Source organism: Kitasatospora sp. NPDC085464, assembly GCF_044541955.1.
Lineage (GTDB): Bacteria > Actinomycetota > Actinomycetes > Streptomycetales > Streptomycetaceae > Kitasatospora.
The window spans coordinates 180698-204872 of sequence record NZ_JBITTM010000007.1; the positions used below are offsets into that span (position 1 = coordinate 180698).

21 protein-coding genes, 1 pseudogene and 1 riboswitch are annotated in these 24175 nt (G+C 73.4%); of the genes and pseudogenes, 10 read left to right on the forward strand and 12 right to left on the reverse strand.

Features of this window, described 5'->3' with window-relative positions:
- Positions 1 to 27: 27 nt before the first annotated feature.
- On the reverse strand, positions 28 to 1122 hold the full coding sequence (gene chvE, locus ACIGG8_RS08400) for a multiple monosaccharide ABC transporter substrate-binding protein (protein WP_396546440.1): 1095 nt from the start codon (positions 1120 to 1122) through the stop codon (positions 28 to 30).
- Between the two features lie 735 nt (positions 1123 to 1857).
- Between chvE and ACIGG8_RS08405 the strand changes: the two genes are divergently transcribed.
- The 6 genes from ACIGG8_RS08405 (at position 1858) to ACIGG8_RS08430 (ending at position 8871) form a co-directional block, all read left to right on the forward strand.
- Positions 1858 to 2847: a LacI family DNA-binding transcriptional regulator gene (locus tag ACIGG8_RS08405; protein WP_396546495.1), complete on the forward strand. Its 990-nt coding sequence runs from the start codon at positions 1858 to 1860 to the stop codon at positions 2845 to 2847.
- Positions 2848 to 3186: 339 nt separating this feature from the next.
- The gene (locus ACIGG8_RS08410) at positions 3187 to 4884 is read left to right on the forward strand and encodes a ribulokinase (protein ID WP_396546441.1); all 1698 of its coding nucleotides are present in this window, start codon (positions 3187 to 3189) and stop codon (positions 4882 to 4884) included.
- Complete coding sequence (locus ACIGG8_RS08415) at positions 4881 to 5549, forward strand: L-ribulose-5-phosphate 4-epimerase (protein ID WP_396546442.1); 669 nt, start codon at positions 4881 to 4883, stop codon at positions 5547 to 5549. The genes ACIGG8_RS08410 and ACIGG8_RS08415 overlap by 4 nt, the downstream gene beginning before the upstream one ends.
- A gap of 11 nt (positions 5550 to 5560) precedes the next feature.
- Entirely contained in the window at positions 5561 to 7069 is a 1509-nt protein-coding gene (araA, locus tag ACIGG8_RS08420) for an L-arabinose isomerase (RefSeq protein WP_396546443.1), read from the forward strand.
- A 120-nt stretch (positions 7070 to 7189) separates the two neighbouring features.
- Positions 7190 to 8278 carry an aldose epimerase family protein gene (locus tag ACIGG8_RS08425; RefSeq protein ID WP_396546444.1) on the forward strand — a complete coding sequence of 363 codons (1089 nt, stop codon included), beginning with the start codon at positions 7190 to 7192 and terminating at the stop codon, positions 8276 to 8278.
- Between the two features lie 194 nt (positions 8279 to 8472).
- Positions 8473 to 8871 carry a hypothetical protein gene (locus tag ACIGG8_RS08430; RefSeq protein ID WP_396546445.1) on the forward strand — a complete coding sequence of 133 codons (399 nt, stop codon included), beginning with the start codon at positions 8473 to 8475 and terminating at the stop codon, positions 8869 to 8871.
- A 99-nt stretch (positions 8872 to 8970) separates the two neighbouring features.
- Here ACIGG8_RS08430 and ACIGG8_RS08435 read toward each other — a convergent pair whose 3' ends face one another.
- The 9 genes from ACIGG8_RS08435 to ACIGG8_RS08475 all read right to left on the reverse strand — a co-directional run bounded on the left by ACIGG8_RS08435 (position 8971) and on the right by ACIGG8_RS08475 (position 17025).
- The gene (locus tag ACIGG8_RS08435; RefSeq protein WP_396546446.1) at positions 8971 to 9687 is read right to left on the reverse strand and encodes a FadR/GntR family transcriptional regulator; all 717 of its coding nucleotides are present in this window, start codon (positions 9685 to 9687) and stop codon (positions 8971 to 8973) included.
- A 100-nt stretch (positions 9688 to 9787) separates the two neighbouring features.
- Positions 9788 to 10099 carry an L-rhamnose mutarotase gene (locus ACIGG8_RS08440; protein ID WP_396546447.1) on the reverse strand — a complete coding sequence of 104 codons (312 nt, stop codon included), beginning with the start codon at positions 10097 to 10099 and terminating at the stop codon, positions 9788 to 9790.
- Positions 10096 to 10854 carry a lactate utilization protein C gene (locus ACIGG8_RS08445; RefSeq protein WP_396546448.1) on the reverse strand — a complete coding sequence of 253 codons (759 nt, stop codon included), beginning with the start codon at positions 10852 to 10854 and terminating at the stop codon, positions 10096 to 10098. Before ACIGG8_RS08445 ends, ACIGG8_RS08440 begins: the two co-directional genes overlap by 4 nt.
- Positions 10851 to 12332, reverse strand: a complete 1482-nt coding sequence (locus tag ACIGG8_RS08450) for a LutB/LldF family L-lactate oxidation iron-sulfur protein (protein ID WP_396546449.1) — start codon at positions 12330 to 12332, stop codon at positions 10851 to 10853. The genes ACIGG8_RS08445 and ACIGG8_RS08450 overlap by 4 nt, the downstream gene beginning before the upstream one ends.
- Complete coding sequence (locus ACIGG8_RS08455; RefSeq protein ID WP_396546450.1) at positions 12329 to 13069, reverse strand: (Fe-S)-binding protein; 741 nt, start codon at positions 13067 to 13069, stop codon at positions 12329 to 12331. The genes ACIGG8_RS08450 and ACIGG8_RS08455 overlap by 4 nt, the downstream gene beginning before the upstream one ends.
- The gene (locus tag ACIGG8_RS08460) at positions 13069 to 14067 is read right to left on the reverse strand and encodes an aldo/keto reductase (protein WP_396546451.1); all 999 of its coding nucleotides are present in this window, start codon (positions 14065 to 14067) and stop codon (positions 13069 to 13071) included. Before ACIGG8_RS08460 ends, ACIGG8_RS08455 begins: the two co-directional genes overlap by 1 nt.
- Positions 14064 to 14828, reverse strand: coding sequence for an SDR family NAD(P)-dependent oxidoreductase (locus tag ACIGG8_RS08465; RefSeq protein ID WP_396546452.1), 765 nt, complete (start codon positions 14826 to 14828; stop codon positions 14064 to 14066). The genes ACIGG8_RS08460 and ACIGG8_RS08465 overlap by 4 nt, the downstream gene beginning before the upstream one ends.
- On the reverse strand, positions 14825 to 16162 hold the full coding sequence (locus ACIGG8_RS08470; RefSeq protein WP_396546453.1) for an L-fuconate dehydratase: 1338 nt from the start codon (positions 16160 to 16162) through the stop codon (positions 14825 to 14827). Before ACIGG8_RS08470 ends, ACIGG8_RS08465 begins: the two co-directional genes overlap by 4 nt.
- Before the next feature lie 11 nt (positions 16163 to 16173).
- Positions 16174 to 17025: a fumarylacetoacetate hydrolase family protein gene (locus ACIGG8_RS08475; RefSeq protein WP_396546454.1), complete on the reverse strand. Its 852-nt coding sequence runs from the start codon at positions 17023 to 17025 to the stop codon at positions 16174 to 16176.
- Positions 17026 to 17370: 345 nt separating this feature from the next.
- On the opposite strand from ACIGG8_RS08475, the pseudogene ACIGG8_RS08480 reads away from it, so the two are divergent.
- The 4 genes and pseudogenes from ACIGG8_RS08480 to ACIGG8_RS08495 form a co-directional block, all read left to right on the forward strand.
- Positions 17371 to 17811 (forward strand): annotated as a pseudogene (locus tag ACIGG8_RS08480) (sugar ABC transporter substrate-binding protein); the annotation flags it as partial.
- 17 nt (positions 17812 to 17828) lie between these two features.
- Entirely contained in the window at positions 17829 to 18707 is an 879-nt protein-coding gene (locus tag ACIGG8_RS08485; RefSeq protein ID WP_396546455.1) for an amidohydrolase family protein, read from the forward strand.
- Complete coding sequence (locus ACIGG8_RS08490; protein ID WP_396546456.1) at positions 18704 to 18889, forward strand: hypothetical protein; 186 nt, start codon at positions 18704 to 18706, stop codon at positions 18887 to 18889. Before ACIGG8_RS08485 ends, ACIGG8_RS08490 begins: the two co-directional genes overlap by 4 nt.
- Before the next feature lie 124 nt (positions 18890 to 19013).
- A complete protein-coding gene (locus tag ACIGG8_RS08495) occupies positions 19014 to 21449 on the forward strand; it encodes a glycosyl hydrolase family 95 catalytic domain-containing protein (RefSeq protein WP_396546457.1) in 2436 nt (811 codons plus the stop codon).
- Between the two features lie 156 nt (positions 21450 to 21605).
- Here the strand turns inward: ACIGG8_RS08495 and ACIGG8_RS08500 are convergent, their stop codons facing one another.
- Positions 21606 to 22094: a universal stress protein gene (locus ACIGG8_RS08500; protein WP_396546458.1), complete on the reverse strand. Its 489-nt coding sequence runs from the start codon at positions 22092 to 22094 to the stop codon at positions 21606 to 21608.
- A 4-nt stretch (positions 22095 to 22098) separates the two neighbouring features.
- Positions 22099 to 23355 carry an SLC13 family permease gene (locus ACIGG8_RS08505; protein WP_396546496.1) on the reverse strand — a complete coding sequence of 419 codons (1257 nt, stop codon included), beginning with the start codon at positions 23353 to 23355 and terminating at the stop codon, positions 22099 to 22101.
- Positions 23356 to 23880: 525 nt separating this feature from the next.
- Positions 23881 to 24072: riboswitch (cobalamin riboswitch) on the forward strand.
- The last annotated feature ends 103 nt before the right edge of the window (positions 24073 to 24175 follow it).

Sequence of the window (24175 nt, forward strand, 5' to 3'; positions counted from 1 at the left end):
CGGGGCCCGTCGACCGGGCCCCGCGGGCTACTTGAGCTGGTCCGCGGTGTACTGACCGCCGTCGACCAGGACCTTCTGGTAGTTGTCCTTGTCGACGCTGACCGGCTGGAGCAGCTGGGCCGGAACGGTCTTCGCGCCGTTGTCGTACTGGGTGGTGTCGTTGACCTCGGGCTTGCCACCGGTCAGCAGGGCGTCGCCCATCTGGACGGCGGCCTTGGCGAGCTGCCGGGTGTCCTTGTAGACGGTCTGGGTCTGCTCGCCCGCGATGATCGACTTCACCGAGGCCAGCTCGCCGTCCTGGCCCGTGACGATGGGCAGGGACTTGGCGGTGCCGTAGCCGACGGCCTTCAGCGAGGAGAGGATGCCGATCGAGATGCCGTCGTACGGCGACAGCACGGCGTCGACGTGGGCGCCGGTGTAGGCCTTGCTCAGCAGGTTGTCCATCCGGGACTGGGCGAGAGCGCCGTCCCAGCGCAGCGTGGCGACCTGGTTGAACTCGGTCTGGCCGCTCTGCACGACCAGCTTCTTCTGGTCGATGTACGGCTTGAGGACGCTCATCGCGCCGTTGAAGAAGAAGGTGGCGTTGTTGTCGTCCGGGGAGCCGGCGAACAGCTCGACGTTGAACGGGCCCTTGCCGTCCTTGAGGCCGAGCTTGTCGGCGATGTAGCTGCCCTGGAGGACGCCGACCTTGTAGTTGTCGAAGGTCGCGTAGTAGTCGACGTTCTGGGTGCCCCGGATCAGCCGGTCGTAGGAGATGACCGGGATGTGCGCGTCGGCGGCCTTCTGCAGCACGTTGGTGAGGGAGGAACCGTCGATGGCGGCGATCACCAGCAGCTTGGCGCCCTTGGTGATCATGTTCTCCACCTGGGAGACCTGGTTCTCGACCACGTTGTCGCCGTACTGCAGGTCGGTCTTGTAGCCCTTGGACTGGAACTCCTTGACCATGTTGGTGCCGTCGTTGATCCAGCGTTCCGACGACTTGGTCGGCATCGCGATGCCCACGAGCCCACCCTTGGTGTCGCCCTTGGCCGTACCGTCGCCGGCACCGTTGGCGCTCTGGCCGCAGGCCGCCAGCGAGAGCGTCAGGCCCACCGCGACGAGGCCCGCTGAAAGCTTCCGCACAAGTTCCTCCAGTGATGATGTTCCGCGACCGGCACAGAGCGACCCAGGTCAGGCGACCGGGAGCGGTCGGGCGGGGCCGGCCGGAGCGGTTCCCGGTGCTGTGGAACGGCGGGCTGCGGTAGCTCTGGCCTGGCGTGACATGAGTGTTAACGCTCACAAGAGTGGCGTCAAGGGGCCGCGGGATCACCGTTGGGTTCCAGTGTCCCGTCGGCCGGCGTGGGCGCAGCCCTCCGGCGCGGTCGAGCTCCCGGTCGGGCTCCCCGAAGTCCTGGAGGCCCGAGGCGGGGGGAACCGGCCCGCGCGGTGGCGCGCCACGTGACGCCGGGGGCTGCGTGCCTGCGTGCGGGCGCTCCGCGACCGGTCGCGCCGTGGTCCCGAGCCGAGCGCCCCGGTCCCGAGCCGAGCGCCCCGGTCCCGAGCCGCGCACCCCGCCCCCCGCTGTGACCCCGCCCCGAGCCCGAACCGAACGCGCCGAGTGGCGACCCGCTCACCATTCGCTGCCGTCGCGCGGGCGGCCGGTGATCCCGGCAACCTCCCCCGTGGAGTCTTCGTGAGCGTTAACTTGGCGATGTCGGCACCTGTGAGCAGCCGGCGTTGCTGGTATGAAGGGGGGCCGCCGGTTGAACCGAGGGTGACGGATTGGTCCGGACCTGGTCGCGTACGCTGGTCCGCAGCCTGAGGAGGGAACTGCGAGTGGGAACCGATAGTGCCGGGGCGGAATCGCGCCTGCCCGTGATGGCGGACGTGGCGAAACTGGCGGGGGTGTCCCACCAGACGGTGTCCCGGGTGCTCAACGGCGCCCCGCACGTGCGGCCCGACACCCGGGACCGGGTGCTGGCGGCCATCCGGGAGCTGGACTACCGGCCCAACTCCGCCGCCCGGGCACTGGTCACCCGACGCTCGCAGACCCTCGGGGTGGTCAGCTTCGACTCCACCCTGTACGGCCCCGCGTCGATGCTGGACGGCATCGAGCGGGCCGCGCGCAGCGCCGGGTACTTCGTCAGCGTGACCAGTCTGCGCTCCCTTGACGGCCGTTCGGTCCAGGAGGCCGTCGACCGGCTGCGCGACCAGGGGGTGGAGGGCGTCGTGGTGATCGCGCCGCAGACCTCCGCCGTCAGCGCGGTGGCCCGGCTCTCCAGCTCGGTGCCGCTCGTCGCGGTCGGTTCGGGCAACCAGACGCAGGTGCCCATGGTGTCGGTGGGCAACCGTTACGGCGCCGGCGAGGCCACCGGGCACCTGCTCGACCTCGGCCACCGCACGGTGCACCACCTCGCCGGGCCGGCCAACTGGCTGGAGAGCCAGGACCGGGAGGAGGGGTGGCGGTCGACGCTGCAGGCGGCCGGTGCCCCCGTGCCCGAGGTGGAGCGCGGCGACTGGAGCGCCCGCTCGGGCTACCAGGCGGGCCTGCGGATCGCCGAACTGCGCGACGTCACCGCCGTGTTCTGTGCGAACGACCACATGGCCCTCGGCCTGCTGCGGGCCCTGCACGAGGCCGGCCGGTCGGTCCCGAACGACATCAGCGTGGTCGGCTTCGACGACATCCCGGAGGCCGCCTACTTCATCCCGCCGCTGACCACCGTGCGGCAGGACTTCGGCGAGCTCGGCCGGCGGGCCCTGGAGCTGCTCGTCGGGGAACTGGAGGGTGTCGCGCCTTCGTCGCCCCATCTGCAGATCTCCCCGGAGCTGGTGCTGCGGCGCAGCACGGGCCCGGCCGTGCGGCGCTGAACCGGTGACGGTCACCGGTACCGCTACCGGTGACCGATCCGCGGCGTCTTCGCCTCGATCGTCCGTTTTCCAGGGTTCCTGCCGTGAACCTGCCTTGACAGCACGTTTGTTAGCGCTAACACTGCATGTGAGCGTTAACAATGGCGCTCCTTCCCGCTCCGTCGGCCGGGTCGCCGCCATCCCGCTTCTGTGCGTCCGGCCGACGGTCACCCGTTCCGCCCTTGATGAGGGAGAGGTAGCGGAACGAAGCCTGTCGCCGGTGCGCACCCGCCCTGCCCCGGTTGAGGAACGCACCGGCGACAGGCACCAATGCAGGCCTCCCGTACGAAGGATGAGAACGTGACCGTGATCCCTGCCGCCCCCGACCCGGACCGGTACGTCGTCGGCGTCGACTTCGGCACCCTCTCCGGCCGCGCCGTGGTCGTCCGGGTGCGGGACGGCGAGGAAGTGGGCACCGCCGTCCACGACTACCCGCACGCCGTCATCGAACGCGAACTCCCCGGCACCGCCGAGGTGTTGCCGCCCGACTGGGCGCTCCAGCACCCGGCGGACTGGCGTGAGGTGCTGCGCACCGCCGTCCCCGCCGCGCTCGCCGCCGCCGGTGTCGACCCCGCCCACGTGATCGGCATCGCCACCGACTTCACCGCCTGCACCGTCCTGCCGGTGCTCGCCGACGGCACCCCGCTGGCCGAGACGGACGCCTGGGCGTCCCGCCCGCACGCCTGGCCCAAGCTCTGGAAGCACCACGCCGCCCAGCCCCAGGCCGACCGGATCAACGCGCTGGCCCACGCCCGCGCCGAGAAGTGGATCTCCCGCTACGGCGGCCGGATCTCCGCCGAGTGGCAGTACGCCAAGGCCCTCCAGGTGCTGGAGGAGGACCGGGCCGTCTACGCCGCGACCGCCCGCTGGATCGAGGCCGCCGACTGGATCGTCTGGCAGCTCACCGGCGCCGAGAGCCGCAACACCTGCACGGCCGGCTACAAGGGCATCCACCAGGACGGGAGCTACCCCAGCGAGGAGTACCTCGCGGCGCTCCACCCGGACTTCGCCGACTTCGCCCGCACCCGCCTGGAGCACCCGCTCTCCCCGCTCGGCTCCCGGGTCGGCGGGCTCACCGCGCAGGCCGCGGAGTGGACCGGCCTGCCCGAGGGCACCGCGGTCGCCGCCGGCAACGTCGACGCGCACGTGGCCGCACCGGCCGCCCGGGCCGTCGACGACGGCCGACTCCTCGCCATCATGGGCACGTCCACCTGCCACGTCGTCAACGGCGCGACGCTCGCCGACGTCCCCGGCATCTGCGGCGTGGTCCAGGACGGCATCGTCACCGGCTCCTACGGCTACGAGGCCGGCCAGAGCGCCGTCGGCGACATCTTCGCCTGGTGGCTGCGCCAGGGCGTGCCCGCCGACTACCTGGCCGAGGCCGAGGCGAACGGCGAGGACCTGCACCGGCTGCTCACCCGCAAGGCCGCCGACCAACCCGTCGGCGCGCACGGACTGGTGGCGCTCGACTGGATGAACGGCAACCGCTCCACCCTGGTCGACCACCACCTGTCCGGAGTGATCGTCGGTCTCACCCTGGCGACCCGTCCCGAGGAGATCTACCGCGCCCTGCTGGAGGCCACCGCCTTCGGCACCCGCGTCATCGTCGAGGCCCTGGAACGGGGCGGCGTCCCCGTCACCGAGTTCATCGTCACCGGCGGCCTCAAGAAGAACGCCCTGCTGATGCAGATCCACGCCGACGTGCTGCGCCGCCCGGTCTCGGTCGCGGAGTCCGAGCAGGGGCCGGCCCTCGGCTCCGCCATCCATGCCGCCGTCGCCGCCGGAGCGTACCCGGACGTACGGACCGCGGCCGCCGCCATGGGACGGGTGCACCGGGACGCCTACCGGCCGCGGCAGGCCGCCGCCGACACCTACGACCGGCTCTTCGCCGAGTACCGCGCGCTGCACGACCACTTCGGCCGGGGCGCCGACAAGCTCCTGCACCGCCTGCGTGACATCCGGAACGCCGCCCTCACCACCCCGAGCGAGGCATTGTGAACGCGACCGTCGACGCCGTCCGCCGCGAGGTCAGCGACCTCCACCAGGAACTCGTCCGCTACGGCCTCGTCGTGTGGACGGCGGGCAACGTGTCCGCCCGCGTCCCGGGCGAGGACCTGCTCGTCATCAAGCCGAGCGGGGTCTCCTACGACGAGCTGACGCCGCAGAACATGATCGTCTGCGACCTGGACGGCAACGTCGTCGAGGGTGACCACGCACCCTCCTCCGACACCGCCGCGCACGCCTACGTCTACCGCCACGTGCCCGAGGTCGGCGGCGTGGTGCACACCCACTCCACCTACGCCAGCGCCTGGGCGGCGCGCGGCGAGGCCGTGCCCTGCGTCCTCACCGCGATGGCCGACGAGTTCGGCGCCGAGATCCCGGTGGGCCCCTTCGCCCTGATCGGCGACGACTCGATCGGCCGGGGCATCGTGGACACCCTCAAGGGCCACCGCTCGCCCGCCGTCCTGATGCAGAACCACGGTGTCTTCACCATCGGCAAGGACGCCGAGGCGGCGGTCAAGGCCGCCGTGATGTGCGAGGACGTGGCCCGCACCGTCCACCTCTCCCGCCAGCTGGGCGAACCGCTGCCGATCGCCCAGGCGGACATCGACAGTCTCAACTTCCGCTACCAGAACGTCTACGGCCAGCCCCAGGGCCGGTGAGGAGCCACCCCATGACCAAGCCACTCGAAGGCCGCGAGGTCTGGTTCCTGACCGGCAGCCAGGGCCTGTACGGCGAGGAGACGCTGCGGCAGGTCGCCGAGCAGTCCCAGCGGATCGCCGCAGCCCTCGACCGGGACGCCGCCGTACCGGTCGAGATCGTCTGGAAGCCCGTCCTCACCGACGCGAGCGCCATCCGCCGGGTCTGCCTGGAGGCCAACTCCGCGGACGACTGCATCGGCCTGATCGCCTGGATGCACACCTTCTCCCCGGCCAAGATGTGGATCGCGGGACTCGACGCCCTGCGCAAGCCGCTGCTGCACCTCCACACCCAGGCCAATGTCGAACTCCCCTGGGAATCCATCGACATGGACTTCATGAACCTGAACCAGGCCGCCCACGGCGACCGCGAGTTCGGCTTCATCCAGTCCCGCCTCGGAGTTGCCCGCAAGACCGTCGCCGGGCACGTCAGCGACCCGACCGTGGCCGCACGGATCGCCACCTGGTCCCGTGCCGCGGCCGGCCGTGCCGAACTGAGCGGCCTCAAGCTCGCCCGCTTCGGCGACAACATGCGCGACGTCGCCGTCACCGAGGGGGACAAGGTCGAGGCGCAGCTGCGCTTCGGCGTCTCCGTCAACACCTACGGCGTCAACGACCTGGTCGCCGCGGTGGACGCGACGGACGACGCCGACGTCACCACGCTGGCCAAGGAGTACGAGGACAGCTACCGCCTCGCGCCCGAACTGCGGGCCGGCGGGGAGCGCCACGATTCGCTGCGCTACGCCGCGCGCATCGAGCTCGGCCTGCGCGGGTTCCTGGAGCAGGGCGGCTTCAAGGCCTTCACCACCAACTTCGAGGACCTCGGCGGGCTGCGCCAGCTGCCCGGCCTGGCGGTGCAGCGGCTGATGGCCGACGGCTACGGCTTCGGCGGCGAGGGCGACTGGAAGACCGCCACCCTGCTGCGCACCCTCAAGGTGGCTTCCACCGGGCTGGCCGGAGGCACCTCCTTCATGGAGGACTACACCTACCACCTGGAGTTCGGCAGTGAGCTGATCCTCGGCGCGCACATGCTGGAGGTCTGCCCGAGCATCGCCGCCGACACCCCCTCGTGCGAGATCCACCCGCTCGGCATCGGCGGGCGGGAGGACCCGGTCCGCCTGGTCTTCGACGCCGAGCCCGGCCCCGCCGTGGTGGTCGGCCTCGCCGACCTTGGCGACCGCTTCCGGCTGGTCGCCAACGAGGTCGACGTGGTCCCCTCGCCGGAGCCGCTGCCCAACCTGCCCGTCGCCCGTGCCGTCTGGCGGCCGCGTCCGGACCTGCAGACCTCCGCCGAGGCCTGGCTGACCGCCGGCGCCCCGCACCACACCGTGCTCTCCGGCGCGCTCGGCACCGAGGAGCTCGACGACCTCGCCGAGATGCTCGGCGTCGAACTCCTGGTGATCGACGACGACACCACGATGCGCCGCTTCACCAAGGAACTGCGCTGGAACCAGGCCTACCACCGGCTGGCCCAAGGGCTCTGACCCTCGCAGTCCCCCGCGCGACGACGCCCGCCCACCCGGCGGGCGTCACCCCTTTCCCCGAACGCTGCTCCGCAGTCCCGGGCAGCCCCTTACCGCACCCCGTCGAACGGAGAGCAGCCCGTGCCCAGAGACGTCCTCGTCTCCCCCGGTGACCTGATGGTGACCCAGGAGGTCGCCGCGGCCATGCCGGACGGCCGGCGCATCACCCGCTGGACGTTCGGCTCCCGGGCCGGGGTGACGGCCGAGGTGCTCAGCCTGGGCGCCCGCCTCCAGGCCCTGAACGCGCCCGACCGGGCCGGGCGGAAGGCCAACGTGGTCCTCGCCGGCGGCAGCGTGCAGGACCTGCTCGGCCAGGCGTCGTACCTCGGCGCGACCGTCGGCCGCTACGCCAACCGGGTCGCCCGCGGCGTGCTGCGACTCGGCGACGTGATGTACCGGCTGGACACCCAGCTCACCGGACACACCCTGCACGGAGGCCCGGACGGCTTCGCCACCCGCCTCTGGGACGGCGTTCCGGTCCGGGCGGACCGGCAGGTCGGCGTCCGCTTCCGCCTGCGCAGCCCCGCCGGGGACCAGGGGTTCCCGGGAACCGTCACCGCCGAGGTGACGTACCTGCTCGATCCCGACGGTGAGCTCTCGATCACCTACCAGGCCGCCACGGACGCCCCGACGGTCGTCAACCTCACCAATCACGCGTACTTCAACCTGGCCGGCGAGGGCGGCGGGACGGTGCTCGACCACCTGCTGCGCGTCGAGGCCGCCGGGTACCTCCCGGTGGACGGGGACCTGATCCCGCTCGGCCCGGTCGAGCCGGTCGCCGGCACGCCGTTCGACCTTCGCCGCGCCCGCAGGATCGCCGAGTGCGTCACCGCGGAGCACCCCCAGCTCCGGGCGGCCGGCGGCGGGTTCGACCACACCTGGGTGCTCGACGGCTGCGGGTTCCGGCGGGCCGCCGTGCTGAGCCACCCGGCGAGCGGCCGGCAGGTCGAGTGCCTGACCACGGAGCCGGGCCTCCAGGTCTACACCGGCAACCACTTCGACGGCTCGCTGATCGGCCGCTCCGGCCGCCGGTACACCGCGTACGCGGGCATCGCGCTGGAGACCCAGCACTTCCCGGACTCGCCCAACCGGCCCGACTACCCCTCCACCCTGCTCCGCCCGGGCGAGAAGTACCGGTCGAGGACGGCCTACCGCTTCTCGGCGGAATAGCAGCGGAACGACAGCCGCCGGGAGTGAAGCGGAGGGGTGGTGGGCCCGGCGGGGCCCGCCACCCCTCCACGCTTCGCGTGCTCAGTCGGCGACGAAGACCCGCACGTCCCAGGCACCGAGGGCGACCGACCCGCCGGCGGGCACGGAGGCACCGCCCAGCACGTCGGTCAGAGGACGGCACGGTCGAGTACTACGTGCCCGAGGGGACGTGGACCAACGTCCTGACCGGCGACCGGGTCGGCGGCCCGCGCTGGGTGCGCGAACGGCACGGCTTCCACACCCTGCCGCTGCTCGCCCGCCCGGACTCCGTCATCCCGTTCGGGGCGGACGACCAGCGCCCGGTCTCCGCCTGGGCCGAGGGCGTGGAACTGCGGGTGCACGCCTTCGCCGACGGCGCCGAGCGCATTGTCGTGATCCCGCACACCAAGGGGCCCGGCGAGAGCGCCCGCTTCCGGCTGCGCCGCGCCGGGGACCGCCTGCGGGTGACCACCGACAGCCCGCACCCCCGGCAGCTGCGGATCGGCGGCCCGGACGGCACGCTGCACGTCAGCCCGGCCGGCACCCACGAGGCCGAACTGCCCTACCCGGCCTGAGGCCGGCCCCGGACGCGAGGTCCCGCGCGCCACCGCATGGGCGCGCGGGGCCTCGCCCTTTCCTCCACTCACCGCCCCTTCCGGGGCGTCCACCCCCTGTCAGCCGAGGGGCGGCGCCGCCTCGCCGAGGGACGATCCGGCCTCGCCGAGGGTGTCGCGGAGCCACTGCTCGACCCCGGCGACGTGCACGGTCGCCCAGGCGTGGGCGAGTTCCGGGCGGCGGCCGGCGATGGCGTCGAAGATCGCGCGGTGCTGCAGGCGGGTGCCGGCCACCGCGCCCTCCTCGGTCAGCCCGCGCCAGATCCGCGCGCGCATGGTGGGCCCGGAGAGGCCGTCGATCAGCGAGCAGAGCACGGTGTTGGCGGACCCGGCCGCGATCCTGCGGTGGAACTCCAGGTCGTTGGCGATGAGTTCCTCCAGCGACGCGTCCTCGGCCAGGCTCTCCAGCACGTCACCCAGCGCGGCGATGTCCTCCTCGGACATGACCCGGGCGGCCATCGCGGCGGCGGCGGGTTCCAGGATGCGGCGGACCTCCAGGAACTCCAGCACCGTGTCGTCCTGGTGGAAGTCGACGACGAAACCCAGGGCGTCCAGGAGGACTTCGGGCTCCAGGCTGGTCACGTACGTGCCGTCGCCCTGGCGCACGTCGAGGACCCGGATCAGGGAGAGGGCCTTGACCGCCTCCCGCAGGGAGTTGCGGGACAGGCCGAGCCGGTCGGCGAGGTCGGCCTCCTTCGGGAGCTTCGCCCCGGGGCGAAGCTCGCCGCTCACGATCATGGCCTTGATCTTCTCGATCGCCTCGTCGGTGACTGGCACAGCTATGCCCTTCCTGGTCATCTGATCTTCGCAGCATAAGGGTTCCGCCCGGCCCGGCCTCGGCGGTTCCGGGAACCGCCGAGGCCGGGCCGGGCCGAGGTCACAGCTCCCACACCACGGGGAGTCCGGCCGCGGCACCGGCCGCCGAGTAGTCGCGGCCGACGTCGAGGAGTTCGGCCATCCGCACCTGCCAGACGATGTTGACCGGCAGGTCCTCCAGCTCGGCGAGCAGCCGGCCGTAGTCCTCGCACTCCAGGAGGTGGAACAGCTCGGATCCGCTGCGCCAGATGGTCCAGGAGCCCACGCCGGCCGCCCTGATGGCGTCGGTGAGTTCGGCGGGCACCTCGCGGTGCGCGGCCTCGTGCTCCTCGATCCGGTCCGCACGTACGCGGGTGTGCAGGGCGATCCTCATGGCTGCTCCGCAGGCTCGGGGTCGGTGGTGGCGCCGGTGGCGCCGGTGGCGCCGGTGGCGCCGACGGTCGTGTGGAGGGTGCCGTCGGTGCCGTCGGTGGTGTCGGTGGTGCCGGTGGTGTCGGTGGTGTCGACGACGATGACGTGCAGGGTCCGCGGCCCGTGGACGCCCTCGACCCGGTCGAGTTCGATGTCGCTGGTCGCCGACGGGCCGGAGACGAAGGTCAGCGGCCGCCGCGGGTCGAGGCGCGCGAGCGCCGCGGGGACGTCGTCGACGATCTGCTCGGCGCGGACGACGCACAGGTGGTAGTCCGGGACGAGGGTGAGCGCGCGCCTGCCCTGGCCCGGCCCGGTGTCCAGGGCGATGGTGCCGGTGACGGCGATGCCGACGGCCGCGAGCGTGACGGCGCCGTCGAGGGCGTCCAGGGCGGAGACGTCCAGGGGCTCCCGGTGCCACTCCCATTCCCCGGACGGCAGGGCGTCGTCCGGGAAGCCGGCGGGCACCGCCAGCCGCCCGGCACCGCGCGCGGTGAGGGCGGCGGCGATCGCCCCGGGCAGTCCGGCCGGTCCGGTCCGGGTGACCGTGGCGCGGTAGTCGGCGACCCGTTCGGCGAACAGGGCCACGAGGTCCTGCCCGGGGGCGGTGTGGCCGCGCCGGTAGGAGCGGGGTACGGGCAGGTCGTCCGGGCCCTCGTCGGCGGGGACGTCGGCGAGGGCGGCCCGGATGCGGGCGAGGACGGTCTCGCGGCTGGTCATTCGCTCTCCCTGTTCTTGCGCCACCACGTGCGGAAGGACTCGGCGGGCGGTGCGGGGGTGTCGCGGCTGTCGGACCAGCCGCGCAGCGGTCCGGGCAGCCGGCCGATCCGCCCGCCCCGGGCGAGGGCCCGGCCGCCGAGCGAGGCCGCCTTCTGGGCGGCGGTGAACAGCGCGGGGGAGTCGAGGACGGTGGCGGCGGCCTTCATCGCCAGGGACTCCGCCGATCGTCCCCCGGCCTCGACCACTTCGGCCCGCAGGTGGACCAGCAGCTTCGGGATGTCGATCTTCACGGGGCAGGCGTCGTAGCAGGCCCCGCAGAGCGTGGAGGCGAACGGAAGCGTGGCGGCGCTGCTCCTCGTGTCACTGCCGACGCCGATGAGCTGCGGGGTGAGGACGGCGCCGATCGGCCCGGGGTAGACCGAGCCGTAGGCGTGCCCGCCGGTGCGCTCGTACACCGGGCAGACGTTGAGGCAGGCGGAGCAGCGGATGCAGGCGAGGGCCTGGCGGCCGACGGTGTCGGCGAGGGTGTCGCTGCGGCCGTTGTCGAGCAGGACGAGGTGGAAGTCCTGCGGTCCGTCGCCCTCGGTCACCCCGGTCCAGGCGGAGGTGTAGGGGTTCATCCGTTCGCCGGTGGAGGAGCGGGGGAGCAGTTGGAGGAACACCTCCAGGTCGGCCCAGGTGGGGAGGACCTTCTCGATGCCCATGACGGTGATCAGGGTCTGCGGGAGGGTCAGGCACATCCTTCCGTTGCCTTCGGACTCGACGACCATGACGGTGCCGGTGTCGGCGACGGCGAAGTTGGCACCGGACACGGCCACCTTGGCGGTGAGGAACTTCTCCCGCAGGTGCAGCCGGGCCGCCTCGGCCAGTGCCTTGGGGTCGTCGCTGAGGCCGTCGGGTGCGGGGCGGCCCCAGTGGCCCATCTCGGCGGCGAACAGGTCGCGGATCTCGGTGCGGTTGCGGTGGATCGCGGGCACGAGGATGTGCGAGGGCCGGTCGTCGCCCAACTGGACGATCAGCTCGGCGAGATCGGTCTCGTACGCGGTGATGCCGGCTTCGGCCAGGTGCTCGTTGAGGCCGATCTCCTGGGTGGCCATCGACTTGACCTTGACCACCTCGCGCTCGCCGGTCGCGCGGACCAGCTCGGTGACGATCCGGTTGGCCTCCGCCGCGTCCGCCGCCCAGCGCACGGTTCCGCCGGCGGCGGTGACCGTCTCCTCCAGTCGCAGCAGATGGTGGTCGAGGTGGCGCAGGGTCCGGGTCTTGACGGCGTCGGCGGCGGCGCGCAGCTCCTCCCAGTCGTCCAGCTCGGAGGCCGCGGCGAGGCGCTTGTCGCGGATGACGGTCGTCGCCCGCTTCAGGTTGGCCCGCAGCCGGGTGTCCCCGAGGGCTTCCCGGGCGGCGTCCGGGAAGGACGGCGAGCCCAGCCACACCACGCCGCGGTCACCCGGAGTGGTCGCGGGCACCTTTCCGGTCATGGGCGTCCCCCTTCGGTCGTGGCCAGGATCTCGGCCAGGTGCATGGTCCGCACCGGGGCGGCCTGCCGGGACAGGCCGCCACCGATGTGCATCAGGCAGGAGTTGTCGACCGTGCACAGCACGTCGGCCCCGGTCTCCAGGACGGCGTCGACCTTGTCGAGGAGCATCGCGCCCGAGGTCGCGGCGTTCTTGACGGCGAAGGTGCCGCCGAAGCCGCAGCACGAGTCGGCGGCCGGGAGCTCGACCAGGTCGAGGCCCTCGACCGCGCGCAGCAGCCGCTGCGGCCGGTCGCCGAGGCGCAGCCCGCGCAGCGAGTGGCAGGTCGGATGGTAGGTGACCCGGTGCGGGAAGCGCGCACCGACGTCCGTGACGCCGAGGACATCGGTCAGGAACTCGGTGAACTCGTGCACCCGGAGCGCCAGTTCGGCGACCTGTCGACGCAGCTCCGGGGGGCTGTACTCCTCGGCGAGGGCGGGGTGGTGCTCCCGGACCAGCCCGGCACAGGACGCGGACGGCGTGACGACCGCGTCGTACTCGCCGAAGGCGCGCGCGAACCGGGCGATCAGCGGGACGGCGTCCGTGCGGTAGCCGGTGTTGACGTGCATCTGCCCGCAGCAGGTCTGGTCCTGCGGGAACTCCACGGTGTGGCCGAGCCGTTCGAGGACGCTCACCACGGCCCGGCCAGTGCCGGGGAACAGGGTGTCGTTGAAGCAGGTGATGAACAGCGCGACGCGCATCAGGGTGCCTCCTGCGGGGTCGGGACGCCTGGTGGGAGCAGATCGCGGTCCTTCAGCTCCGCCCACAGCTCGTCGGGGACCGGGTGCCGGAGCATGGCGGCGGCGTCCCGGGCCTCGCCGGCGTTGCGGGTGCCGACCAGCACGCTGACCACGGCGGGGTGCCCGAACGGGAAGCGCAGCGCCGCGGCGCGCAGCGGCACCCCGTGCTTCTCGCAGACGGCCTTGAGGTCCAGTGCGCGGGCGATCAGCTCCGCGGGGGCGGCGGCGTAGTCGAAGGTGGCCCCGGGGCGCGGGTCGGCGAGCAGGCCGGAGTTGAAGACTCCGCCGATGACGACGCCGACGCCGCGTTCGGCGGCCAGCGGCAGCAGCTCGGTGAGTCCGCGCTGGTCGAGCAGGCTGTAGCGGCCCGCGAGCAGGACGGCGTCGAGGTCGGTCTCGCGGACGAAGCGGGTGAGGAGCTCGGCCTGGTTCATCCCGACGCCGATCGCGCCCACCATGCCCTCGGCGCGCAGCCGGGCCAGTTCGGGGTACGCCTCGGCGAGTGCCTGCTCCGCGTGGTCGTCCGGGTCGTGCAGGTAGACGACGTCGATCCGGTCGAGGCCGAGGCGCTCCAGGCTGTCCTCGATCGAGCGGCGGACGCCCGCGGCGCTGAAGTCCCAGACCCGGTGCCGGGTGGCGGGGACGGCGAACCCGTGGGCGAGGTCGTCGCCCGCCGGCTCCGGTGCCGGGCGCAGCAGTCGGCCGACCTTGGTGGACAGGACGTACTGGTCCCTGGGCCGGCCGCGCAGGGCGCGGCCGAGCCGCCGCTCGGACAGGCCCAGGCCGTAGTGCGGGGCGGTGTCGAAGTACCGTACGCCGCACTCCCAGGCGGCGGCGACGGCCTGCTCGGCGTCGGCGTCGGTCAGCGGGGTGAAGAGGTTCCCGATGCCCGCCGCGCCGAAGGCGAGCTCGCCGACCGCGACCCCGCTGCGCCCGAGGGTCCGGAGGGGCGCGGTCACGGCCGGGGCTCCGGGCGCAGCCGCAGCCCCGCCATCCCGCCGTCGACCTGCAGCGCGGTGCCGGTGGTGCTGCCGGCCGAGGGGGAGGCCAGGTAGGCGATGGCGGCGGCGACCTCCTGGGCGGTGACCAGGCGTCCGTGCGGCTGGCGGCCGCTCAGCGCCGCACGTTCGGCGGCCGGGTCGTCGGTGGCGTCCAGCAGCCGCCCCACCCAGGGGGTGTCCACGGTGCCGGGGTTGACGCAGTTGACCCGGATGCCCTCGCGGACGTGGTCGGCGGCCATCGCCCGGGTGAGTGCCAGGACGGCGCCCTTGGTCGCCGAGTAGAGCGCGCGCTGGGGGAGGCCTGCGGTGGCGGCGATGGAGCAGGTGTTGACCACCGAGGCGCGCCGGGAGCGGCGCAGGTGCGGCAGGGCGGCGCGGGTGGTGCGGACGACGCCGAGCAGGTTGACGTCGAGGACGCGGTGCCACTGCTCGTCGGAGTTGTCCGCGACGGTGCCGACCGCGCCGATGCCCGCGTTGTTGACCAGGATGTCGATTCCGCCGAGGGTGCGGGCCGCCGCCGCGACGGTGGTCCGCACGGAGGTGTCGTCGGTGACGTCGACGGCGAAGCCCAGCAGCGGCTCCGGCACCGTTCCGGGGTGGAGGTCGAGGACGGCGACCCGCGCGCCGCGTTCGGCGAGCAGGGACGCGGTGGCGAGGCCGATGCCGGAGGCGCCACCGGTGACGAGTGCCGTCAGTCCGTCGAGTTCCGTGGTCGTCATGCGCCCGCCTCCTGGTTAGGCGTCGGTTCCGCGGCCCAGAAGGAGCCGTGCGGGTAGTGGTAGGTGTCCAGTGAATCCTGGTGCATGGCGGCCGAGAAACCGGGGAGGGTGGGCGCGCGGTAGTGGCCGTCGGCGATCACCACCGGGTCGAGGAAGTGCTCGTGGAGGTGGTCGACGAACTCGATGACGCGGTCCTCGATGGTGCCCGTGAGGGCGACGAAGTCGAACATGGACAGGTGCTGGACGAGCTCGCACAGGCCCACGCCGCCGGCGTGCGGGCAGACCGGGACGCCGAACTTCGCGGCGAGCAGCAGGATCGCGAGGTTCTCGTTGACGCCGCCGACCCGGGCCGAGTCCAGCTGGAGGACGTCGATGGCACCGGCCTGGAGCAGCTGCTTGAAGACGACGCGGTTCTGCACGTGCTCGCCGGTGGCGACCTTCACCGGGCTGACCCCGCGCCGGATGGTGGCGTGCCCGAGCACGTCGTCGGGGCTGGTGGGCTCCTCGATCCAGTACGGGTCGAACTCCGCCAGCGCCTTGGTCCATTCGACGGCCTCGGCCACGTTCCAGCGCTGGTTGGCGTCGATGGCCATCCGGATGTCGGGCCCGACGGCGGCGCGGGCGGCGCGGCAGCGGCGGATGTCGTCCGCCAGGTCGGCGCCGACCTTCAGCTTGATCTGTCGGAAGCCGTCCGACACGGCCTCGCGGGCGAGGCGGGTGAGCTTCTCGTCGTCGTAGCCCAGCCAGCCGGGGGAGGTGGTGTAGGCGGGGTAGCCCCGGCGGAGCAGTTCGGCGGTGCGTTCGGCGGCGCCGGCCTTCCCGCGGCGCAGCAGCTCCAGGGCCTCCGCCGGGTCGAGGGCGTCGGCGATGTAGCGGAAGTCGATCTGGGAGACGAGCCACTCGGGCTCGGCGTCGGCGAGCAGCTGCCAGAGCGGCTTGCCCTCCCGCTTGGCCGCGAGGTCCCAGACCGCGTTGACGACGGCCCCGATGGCCATGTGCATCACGCCCTTCTCCGGTCCCAGCCAGCGTAGTTGGCTGTCGCCGATCAGGTCGTGGTAGAGCGAGCCGGGGTCGGCGCACAGTTCGGCGACCGGGCGTCCGAGGACGTGCGGGCGGAGCGCGTCGACGGCGGCCACCTGGACGTCGTTGCCGCGCCCGATGGTGAAGGTGAAGCCGTGGCCCTCGGGGCCGTCGTCGGAGGTCCGCAGGACGACGTAGGCGGCGGAGTAGTCGGGGTCGGGGTTCATCGCGTCGGACCCGTCCAGCTCCCGCGAGGTGGGGAAGCGGATGTCGAAGGTGTCGACGGCGGTGATCCGTGCTGCGGTTGCGGACAAGGGGCTGCCTTTCACGCGTTGCGGAGGGTCTGGCGCTGGGCGCCGAGGCCGTCGATGGACAGTTCCACGGTGTCGCCCTCGCGCAGGTAGGGGGTGCCGGGCAGGCCCAGGGCCACGCCGGCCGGGGTGCCGGTGTTGATGACGTCGCCGGGGCGAAGCACCATGTACCGGCTCAGGTACCAGACCAGGTACGCGACGTCGAAGACCATGTTCCGGGTGCTGCCGTCCTGGCGCGTCTCGCCGTTGACGGCCAGGCGCAGTCCCAGGTCCTGCGGGTCGCCCACCTCGTCCGGGGTCACCAGCCAGGGGCCGAGCGGGTTGAAGCTCTCGCAGGACTTGCCGAGGTCCCACTGGGCGGAGAACTCCAGCTGGAACTCCCGCTCGGAGACGTCGTTGCTGATCGCGTAGCCCGCGATGCAGTCCTTCGCGGCGTCCGGGCCGGCGAGGTAGCGGGCCTCGCGGCCGATGACGACGGCGAGTTCCACCTCCCAGTCGGTCTTCACCGAGCCGCGCGGGATCAGCACCGGGTCGAAGGGTCCGACGACGGTGGACGGGTCCTTGAGGAAGACCACCGGCCGCTCGGGGACGGCCGCCCCGGTCTCCTCGGCGTGGTCGCGGTAGTTGAGGCCGATGCAGACCACTTTTCCGGGACGGGCGACCGGTGCGCCGGTCCGCAGGCCGGCCGTGTCCACGGCGGGCAGCGAGCCCTCGGCCAGGGCGGCCCGGGCCCGGTCGATCCCGTCCGAGGCGAGGAAGGCGCCGTCGATGTCGCCGGTCAGGTCCGTGAGGGCGAAGGCCGTCCCGTCCTCGTCGAGGACGACCGGCGTCTCCGCGCCGGGCTCGCCCACCCGTAGCAGCTTCATGTGGTGGCTCCTCTCCGATACATCGGATGAATCCGTGATGCGATGACGATACGAGGCCGCGTTGAGCGTCGCAAGGATTCCTCGGATGTTTGCTCGTCAGGTGCCCGGCCGGTGCGCAACTGTGCAGGTGGACAACGAGACTGAGGGAGCAATTCACCGGGCGGGGAGCCCTGGATCACGGTTGCGATTCATCCGAGGCCTCCCTCTTGTCAGCCGGATTTCCGACTCGTAAAGTCCTCAACACCGCGAGCCATCCGATGAATGTCGGCGGATGCCCCCGGCTGCTTCCCGCCTCCACCCACCCCCCCCGGGGCGTCGGCCTTCCCAGCCAAGGAGACCAGCACCATGAAGCCTCGCTCCTCCAGAATCGCGGCCACGGCCTGCAACCGCGGCAGCGACTCGACCTCCGCCGCCTCCGGTGACGGAAAGCCGGCGATCGGCATCGACCTGCCCCGCGCGGACTCCGACTTCTGGAACAGCTACGCGCAGTACGCCAAGCAGGACGCCTCCTCCCAGGGCCTCGACACCCTGCCGGTCAGCAACTCGCAGAACGACGTCACCAAGCTGGTCGCGAACGTCCAGGTCTTCCGGAACACTGGCGCCAAGGCCGTCGTCATGGCGCCGCAGGACACCGGCGCGATCGCCTCCACCCTCGACCGGCTGGCCGCCAGGAAGATCCCGGTCGTCAGCGTCGACACCCGCCCCGACAAGGGCAACGTCTACATGGTGGTCCGCGCCGACAACAAGGCGTACGGCACCAAGGCGTGCGAGTTCCTCGGCAAGCGGCCGAGGAGCGAGCGCGCGTGAGAGTCGACGCGCACCACCACCTGTGGGAGTTGGGCCGGCGCCCGCACTCCTGGCTCGACGAGCCGGAACTGGCCGCCGTCCGGCGCGACTTCGGGCCGGCCGACCTGGCGCCCCGGGCCCGTGAGGCGGGCATCGACCGCACCGTGCTGGTGCAGGTCCTGCCGGATGCCGCCGAGACCGAGGAGTTCCTTGCCCTGGCCGCCGCCGAACCGCTGATCGCGGGAGTCGTCGGCTGGGCGGACCTCACCGCGCCCGGGATCGCCGACACCCTCGCCGAACTGCGGCGACGGCCGGGCGGAGACCGGCTCGTCGGCATCCGCCACCTCGTCCAGGGCGAGCGCGACCCGGCCTGGCTCGCCCGCCCCGACGTCCGGCGCGGACTGCGCGCCGTCGGCGACGCCGGGCTCTGCTACGACCTGCTCGTGCGGCCCCGTCAACTGCCCGCCGCCATCGACGCGGTGCGCGCCCTGCCGGGGCAGCCGTTCGTCCTGGACCACCTCGCCAAACCGCCGATCGCGCGGGGCGAACCGGAGCCCTGGGCCGGACGGGTGCGCGAACTGGCCCGCGAGCCGAACGTCTTCTGCAAGCTCTCCGGGATGGTGACGGAGGCCGCTCCCGACGGCTGGACCGTCGCCGGGCTGCGCCCCTACGCCGAGACCGTGCTCGACGCCTTCGGGCCCGAACGCGTCATGTTCGGCTCCGACTGGCCGGTCTGCCTGGTGGCCGCCTCCTACGGACAGGTCGTCAGCGCGGCGGAGGAGTTGACGGACGGCCTCGAACCGCACGAGCGCGCCCAGGTCTTCGGCGGCACCGCGACCCGGATCTACGGGCTGGGCGAACCGGCCCCGTCCGGCTCGGGGGAGGAGCCGTCATGAAGGTCCGACTCGCCTACGGCGAGACCGGGCTCGACACCGACGTGCTCGCCGAGGCGGCACAGTCACCCGCCCTGACCGACGCCGGGGCCGGGGCCGGCTTCGGCGCGACGCCCGTCGTGATCGACGGGTTCGTCTCCGGCCGGCTCGACCACGAGCGGCAGCCCGTCGTCGAGGAGGCCTGAGATGGGTACCGGCCCGCGCGGACACCGGCCACCGGCGCACCGTCGGTACCGCCCCCTGACCACCTTCTTCCGGCCCGTCCGCCCGGACACCGGACCCGGCCGCGCCCACGATCGGAGCGACGACATGCCCACGGAGACCCGGCAGCCCGCCACGGACCCGCTCTGGTACCGGCGCGCCGCCGACGACTTCCTGGCAGCGCTTCCACTCGGCAACGGCCGGCTGGGCGCCATGACGTACGGAGGCGTGCACACCGAGCGGATCGAGCTCAACGCGGACACCCTGTGGTCCGGAGGCCCCGGCCCCCGGGACCGGGCCGGCGCAGCCGACCACCTGCCCGCCCTGCGGGCGGCGGTGCTGCGCGACCGCGACCACGCCGGCGCCCACGCGCTCGCCACGGCCCACTTCCTGGGCCCCGACGCCGAGGCGTACCAGCCGCTCGCCACCCTCCTGTTGGCCTTCCCGTCCTGCGGCGAGCACGACGCCGTCGACTACCGGCGCGAGCTGGACCTCGACGAGGCCGTGCACACCGTGTCGTTCACGGCGGGAGGGGTCCGGTACCGGCGGGAGAGTTTCGTGTCCGCGCCCGCGGGCGTGCTGGCCGTCCGCCTCACCGCGGAGGCCCCCGGCGCCCTCGCCTTCCGCGCGAGCCTCACGACGCCCCATCCGGCCGCGGACCCGGTGGCCGACCCGGGAACCGGCGAGCTGTCGGTCCACGGCCGCGCCCCGGCGAGCGCGTCGCCCCGGCACGGTGAGGATCCCGTCCACCGGGACGACGAGGGCACGGGCTTCGCCGCCGCGGCTCGCGTGCGGACGGTCAACGGGAGCACCCGCGCCGTGGACGGCGGGATCGAGGTCACCGGTGCCGACGAGGCGGTGCTCCTGGTCGCCGTCGGCACCGGATACCGGCACTGGCGGCAGCGGCCCGAGGGCCCCGGGGCGGCGCTCGCCGAAGCCCGCCGGTGGCTGGACGGGACCGGCGGGCAGGACTACGACGAACTGCGGGCCGCGCACGTGGCCGACCACCGGCGGCTGTTCGGGGCCGCCGCACTCCGCCTGCACGGCCCGGCCGAGGCGGCGCACCGGCCCACCGACGAGCGCCTCGCCGCGGCGAACGCGGGCGCCGAGGACCCGGGGCTCACCGCCCAGCTGTTCGCCTACGGCCGCTACCTGCTCATCGCCTCCTCCCGGTCGGGCACCCAGCCCGCCAACCTCCAGGGCATCTGGAACAACGACGTCAAGCCGCCCTGGAACTCCGACTGGACGTCGAACATCAACCTCCAGATGAACTACTGGCCGGCCGAGACCACGGGCCTCGCCGAATGCCACGGTCCGCTGTTCGACCTCGTCGCCGACCTCGCCGACGCGGGGCGCTCCACCGCGCGGGTCTACTACGACGCGCCGGGCTGGTGCTGCCACCACAACGTCGACCTCTGGCGCGCCACCAACCCCGTGTCGGGGGACCCGGTCTGGGCGCACTGGCCGATGGCCGGGCCGTGGCTCGCCGCCCACCTGTGGGACCACCACCTCTTCCACGGGGACCGCGACTTCCTCGCCGACCGCGCCTACCCCGCCATGCGCGAGGCCGCCCGCTTCCTCACCCACCTCCTGGTCGAGACCCACCCGCCGGGTGAGGAGGGCGACGGCGAGCTGGTGACCTGCCCGTCCACCTCGCCCGAGCACCACTTCAGGCTCGCCGACGGCTCCCTGGCCGCCGTCGACGCCGGCTCCACCATGGACCACTGGCTGGCCGCCGAACTCCTCGGCAACACCGCCGCCGCCGCCCGCGAACTCGGCGTCGACCACGAGCTGGCGGACGAACTGACCCGCCTGCGCGCCCGGCTGCGCCCACCGGCACTCGGCGCCGACGGCCGACTGCTGGAATGGCGGGACGACCTCCCCGAGGAGGACCCCGGCCACCGCCACCTCTCCCACCTCTACGGCCTCTACCCGGGCAGCGCCGTCGACCCGCTCGGCGACGACACCCTGCTGGAACCGGCCCGCCGCGCCCTGGACCGGCGCCTGGAACACGGCGGAGGCGGCACCGGCTGGAGCCTCGCCTGGGTCGCCGCGCTCGCCGCCCGCCTGGGCGACGGCGCGCTCACCGGGCACGCCGTGGAGCGACTGCTCGCCACCTCGATCGCGCCGAACCTCTTCGACCTGCACCCGCCCCGGCTCTTCCAGATCGACGGCAACTTCGGCATCACCGCCGCCATCGCCGAGGCGCTGCTGCAGAGTCACAACGGGGTCCTGCGGCTGCTGCCCGCACTGCCGGCGAGCTGGCCGGACGGGGACGTCCACGGCCTGCGCGCGCGGGGCGGGCTCACGGTCGGCCTGAGCTGGCGCCGAGGCGTGCTGACCGGGGCCGCCCTCCGGGCCGCCCGGGACACCACCGTCGAGCTGCGCCTGCCCGAGCCGGCGGGCGACCTCGTCCTGACCGGCGGGGACGGCCGGGCGGTCGCGGCCACCGCCGTCCCCGGCGACGAGCGGCGCTTCCGGGTCCGCCTCACGGCGGGCGGGGTCTACCGGCTCTCCCACCCAGGACCGGCCGTCGGGCACTGACCGGGACACCGGCCGTCGGGCACTGACCGGGACACCGGCCGTCGGGCACTGACCGGGACACCGGCCGTCGGGCACTGGTCCGGAGGCACTGACCCGGAGTCACGGCCCCGGAGTCACGGCCCGGGCGTCCCGGTTCCGGACCGCTACCGTCGACCGCTACCGTCCGTCGGGCGGGGGAGGGATCGTGGCGGTGCCGGGCGCCGGTTCCGGCCAGACCAGCAGCACCGGGCAGGGCGCGTGGTCGACGACGAAACGGGTCGCGGGGCCGAGGCTGTGCGGTCCGAGGCGGGTGCGGTCGCCGTCGCGGGCGAGGACGAGCAACGCCGCGCCCTCGGTGGCCGCGACGACCTCGCGCTCGACCCGTCCGGTCCGCTCCACCCGGGCGCAGGGCCGTCCGAGCCGCTCGGCGGCGGCGTCGAGGAGTTCCCGGGCGGAGGCCGCCGCCAGGGTCTCCACCCGGGTGCCGGGGTCGCGCTCGCGGTGGCCGCGACCGAGCAGCCCGGCGAACGCGCCGTGCGCGACGCCGGGGACCTCCTGGCCGCTGACGTGGAGCAGGACGATCTCCGCCTCCCGGGGTGCGTGGGCGCGGGCGGCGTCCACGCAGGCGGGCCAGGTGCCTTCGGTGATCCAGACGACGACGGTCACGCGGTCAGCCTCCGATGATGTGCAGGGACCCCCACAGTGCCACCACGGCCGTCACCAGGGCAGCGGGCACGACGAGCAGTCCGAGCCGGGTGAACTCGCCCAGGCCGACCTCGGTTTCGTGCTCGCGCACGATGCGCCGCCACAGCAGCGTGGCCAGCGAGCCGGCGTAGGTGAGGTTGGGGCCGATGTTGACCCCGAGCAGCACCGCCAGCACCGCCCCGGCGCCGGACGGCACGGCCAGCGGGAGCAGGACGAGGGTGGCGGGCAGGTTGTTGATGACGTTCGCGAGCACCGCCGCCAGCGCCGCGGTGCCCAGCAGCGCGGGCAGCGAGGTGCCGTCGGGCACGAGGTGCCCGAGCGCGGAGGCCAGCCCGTTGTCGACCACGGCCCGGACCACGATGCCGAGCGCCAGGACGAAGGCCAGGAACGGTACGGCGGCCGAGCGCACGATCGCCACCGGGGTGGAGCGCCGCCGGACCAGGGCCCGGACGGCGAGCACCAGCGCGCCGGCCAGCGCCGCCCAGGCCGGATCGACGCCGACGATCGAGGTCAGGACGAATCCGGCGAGCGTGCAGGCGACGGTGACCAGCGCGAACAGCGGCATCTCCGGCGCCTCCGCCTCGCCCGCGGCCGGGGCGCCCGCGTCGAGATCGGCGGCGAAGAACCGGCGCAGCACCACGTACTCGACGGCGATGGCCGCCAGCCACGGCAGCGCCATCAGTGCGGCGAACCGGGTGAAGCTCAGCCCGCTGGCGGCGAAGGCCAGCAGGTTGGTGAGGTTGGAGACCGGCAGCAGCAGCGAGGCGGTGTTCGACAGGTGGGTACAGGCGTACAGGTGCGGTTTGGGGCGCGCGCCGAGCCGGGCCGCGGTGACGAACACCACCGGCGTCAGCAGCACCACGGTGGCGTCCAGGCTGAGCACCGCCGTGACCACCGAGGCGACCACGAACACCTGCACCAGGAGCCGCCGCGGACTCCCGGCCGACGTCCGGGCCATCCACGCCCCGCAGGCACGGAACAGGCCCTCGTCGTCGCACAGTTGAGCCAGCACCAGCACGGCTGCCAGGAACCCGATCACCGGCCCGAGCCGCTGCGCCTCGGCCACCGCGTGGTCCCAGGAGATCGCGCCCGTGGCGATCGCCAGCCCGGCCGCCGGGACCGCGACCACCGCCTCCGGCCAGCCCCACGGCCGTACCACCGCGCAGACGAGTACCAGCACCAGCAGGCCGACGGACAGCGCTTCCGCGGATGACGTACTCAGGGTCTTGCTCCTCGCAGGTGACGGTGACCACCCACCCGATCCGGAAACTCGCAGGTGAGCCGGTAGGAATGTACCGGTTGGCCGCCGTACCGCCGGTGTCGGCGCGGGGGAGGTGCGCGGTGGGCACGGCCCCGCTGTCCGGGGCCCACCCGCTGCCTCGGCCGGCGCGGGGGCGGCCGGGCGTCCGAGGCCGCGCGCGGCACGGCTCTGTCCACGGCTGGGGAGGACGCGCTGGGAATCCCGGCCCGGGCCGCGGCACCGACTACAACGAGTCCCGGGCCGCCGTCGCCGCCTCATCCAGTGGCCCTGCGGTACGGGCGCGAACCAGCAGTTCCAACGGCGCGCGGCGTGAGGTAGCCACCCTCGCCTCCCATCCCGGGAGCCGGGGGCCGGAGGCTCGCCGACCGGGGGCCGCGCCCGGCTGCGGGGTGGCCCCCGGGTCGAGCGGGCCGATCGCGCCATCGGCCCGGCGCCCGGTGCGTGGGACCCCGATGACGCGGCGCGCACCCGGACCTCTGGACTTACTAGGACGTCCAACTATATGGTCGACGGCAGGTCCGCGGTGTCAGGGAAGCCGGTGTGAGTCCGGCACGGTCCCGCCACTGTGACCGGGGAGTCCGCCCTCGCAGGAGACGGCCACTGGCAGCCAGCCGGGAAGGCCTGAGGGCGTGCGGTGATCCGGGAGTCAGGATACCGGCCGCGGGTGATCCGTGTTTTCCACGAGGATGGAGACGACACGCATGACTCCGGGCTGCTCCCGTTCCGCTGCTCCTGGTGGTCCCGTGCCGATGGCCGTCGGGGCCCACCTGCCCTGACGGTC

Coding starts and splice junctions, on each gene's coding strand:
- ACIGG8_RS08405 (WP_396546495.1), top strand. CDS start 1,858: ATGGCGGACGTGGCGAAACTGGCGGGGGTGTCCCACCAGACGGTGTCC.
- ACIGG8_RS08495 (WP_396546457.1), top strand. CDS start 19,014: ATGCCCACGGAGACCCGGCAGCCCGCCACGGACCCGCTCTGGTACCGG.
- ACIGG8_RS08490 (WP_396546456.1), top strand. CDS start 18,704: ATGAAGGTCCGACTCGCCTACGGCGAGACCGGGCTCGACACCGACGTG.
- ACIGG8_RS08440 (WP_396546447.1), bottom strand. CDS start 10,099: ATGAGGATCGCCCTGCACACCCGCGTACGTGCGGACCGGATCGAGGAG.
- ACIGG8_RS08465 (WP_396546452.1), bottom strand. CDS start 14,828: ATGACGACCACGGAACTCGACGGACTGACGGCACTCGTCACCGGTGGC.
- ACIGG8_RS08450 (WP_396546449.1), bottom strand. CDS start 12,332: ATGACCGGAAAGGTGCCCGCGACCACTCCGGGTGACCGCGGCGTGGTG.
- araA (WP_396546443.1), top strand. CDS start 5,561: ATGACCAAGCCACTCGAAGGCCGCGAGGTCTGGTTCCTGACCGGCAGC.
- ACIGG8_RS08475 (WP_396546454.1), bottom strand. CDS start 17,025: ATGAAGCTGCTACGGGTGGGCGAGCCCGGCGCGGAGACGCCGGTCGTC.
- ACIGG8_RS08445 (WP_396546448.1), bottom strand. CDS start 10,854: ATGACCAGCCGCGAGACCGTCCTCGCCCGCATCCGGGCCGCCCTCGCC.
- ACIGG8_RS08455 (WP_396546450.1), bottom strand. CDS start 13,069: ATGCGCGTCGCGCTGTTCATCACCTGCTTCAACGACACCCTGTTCCCC.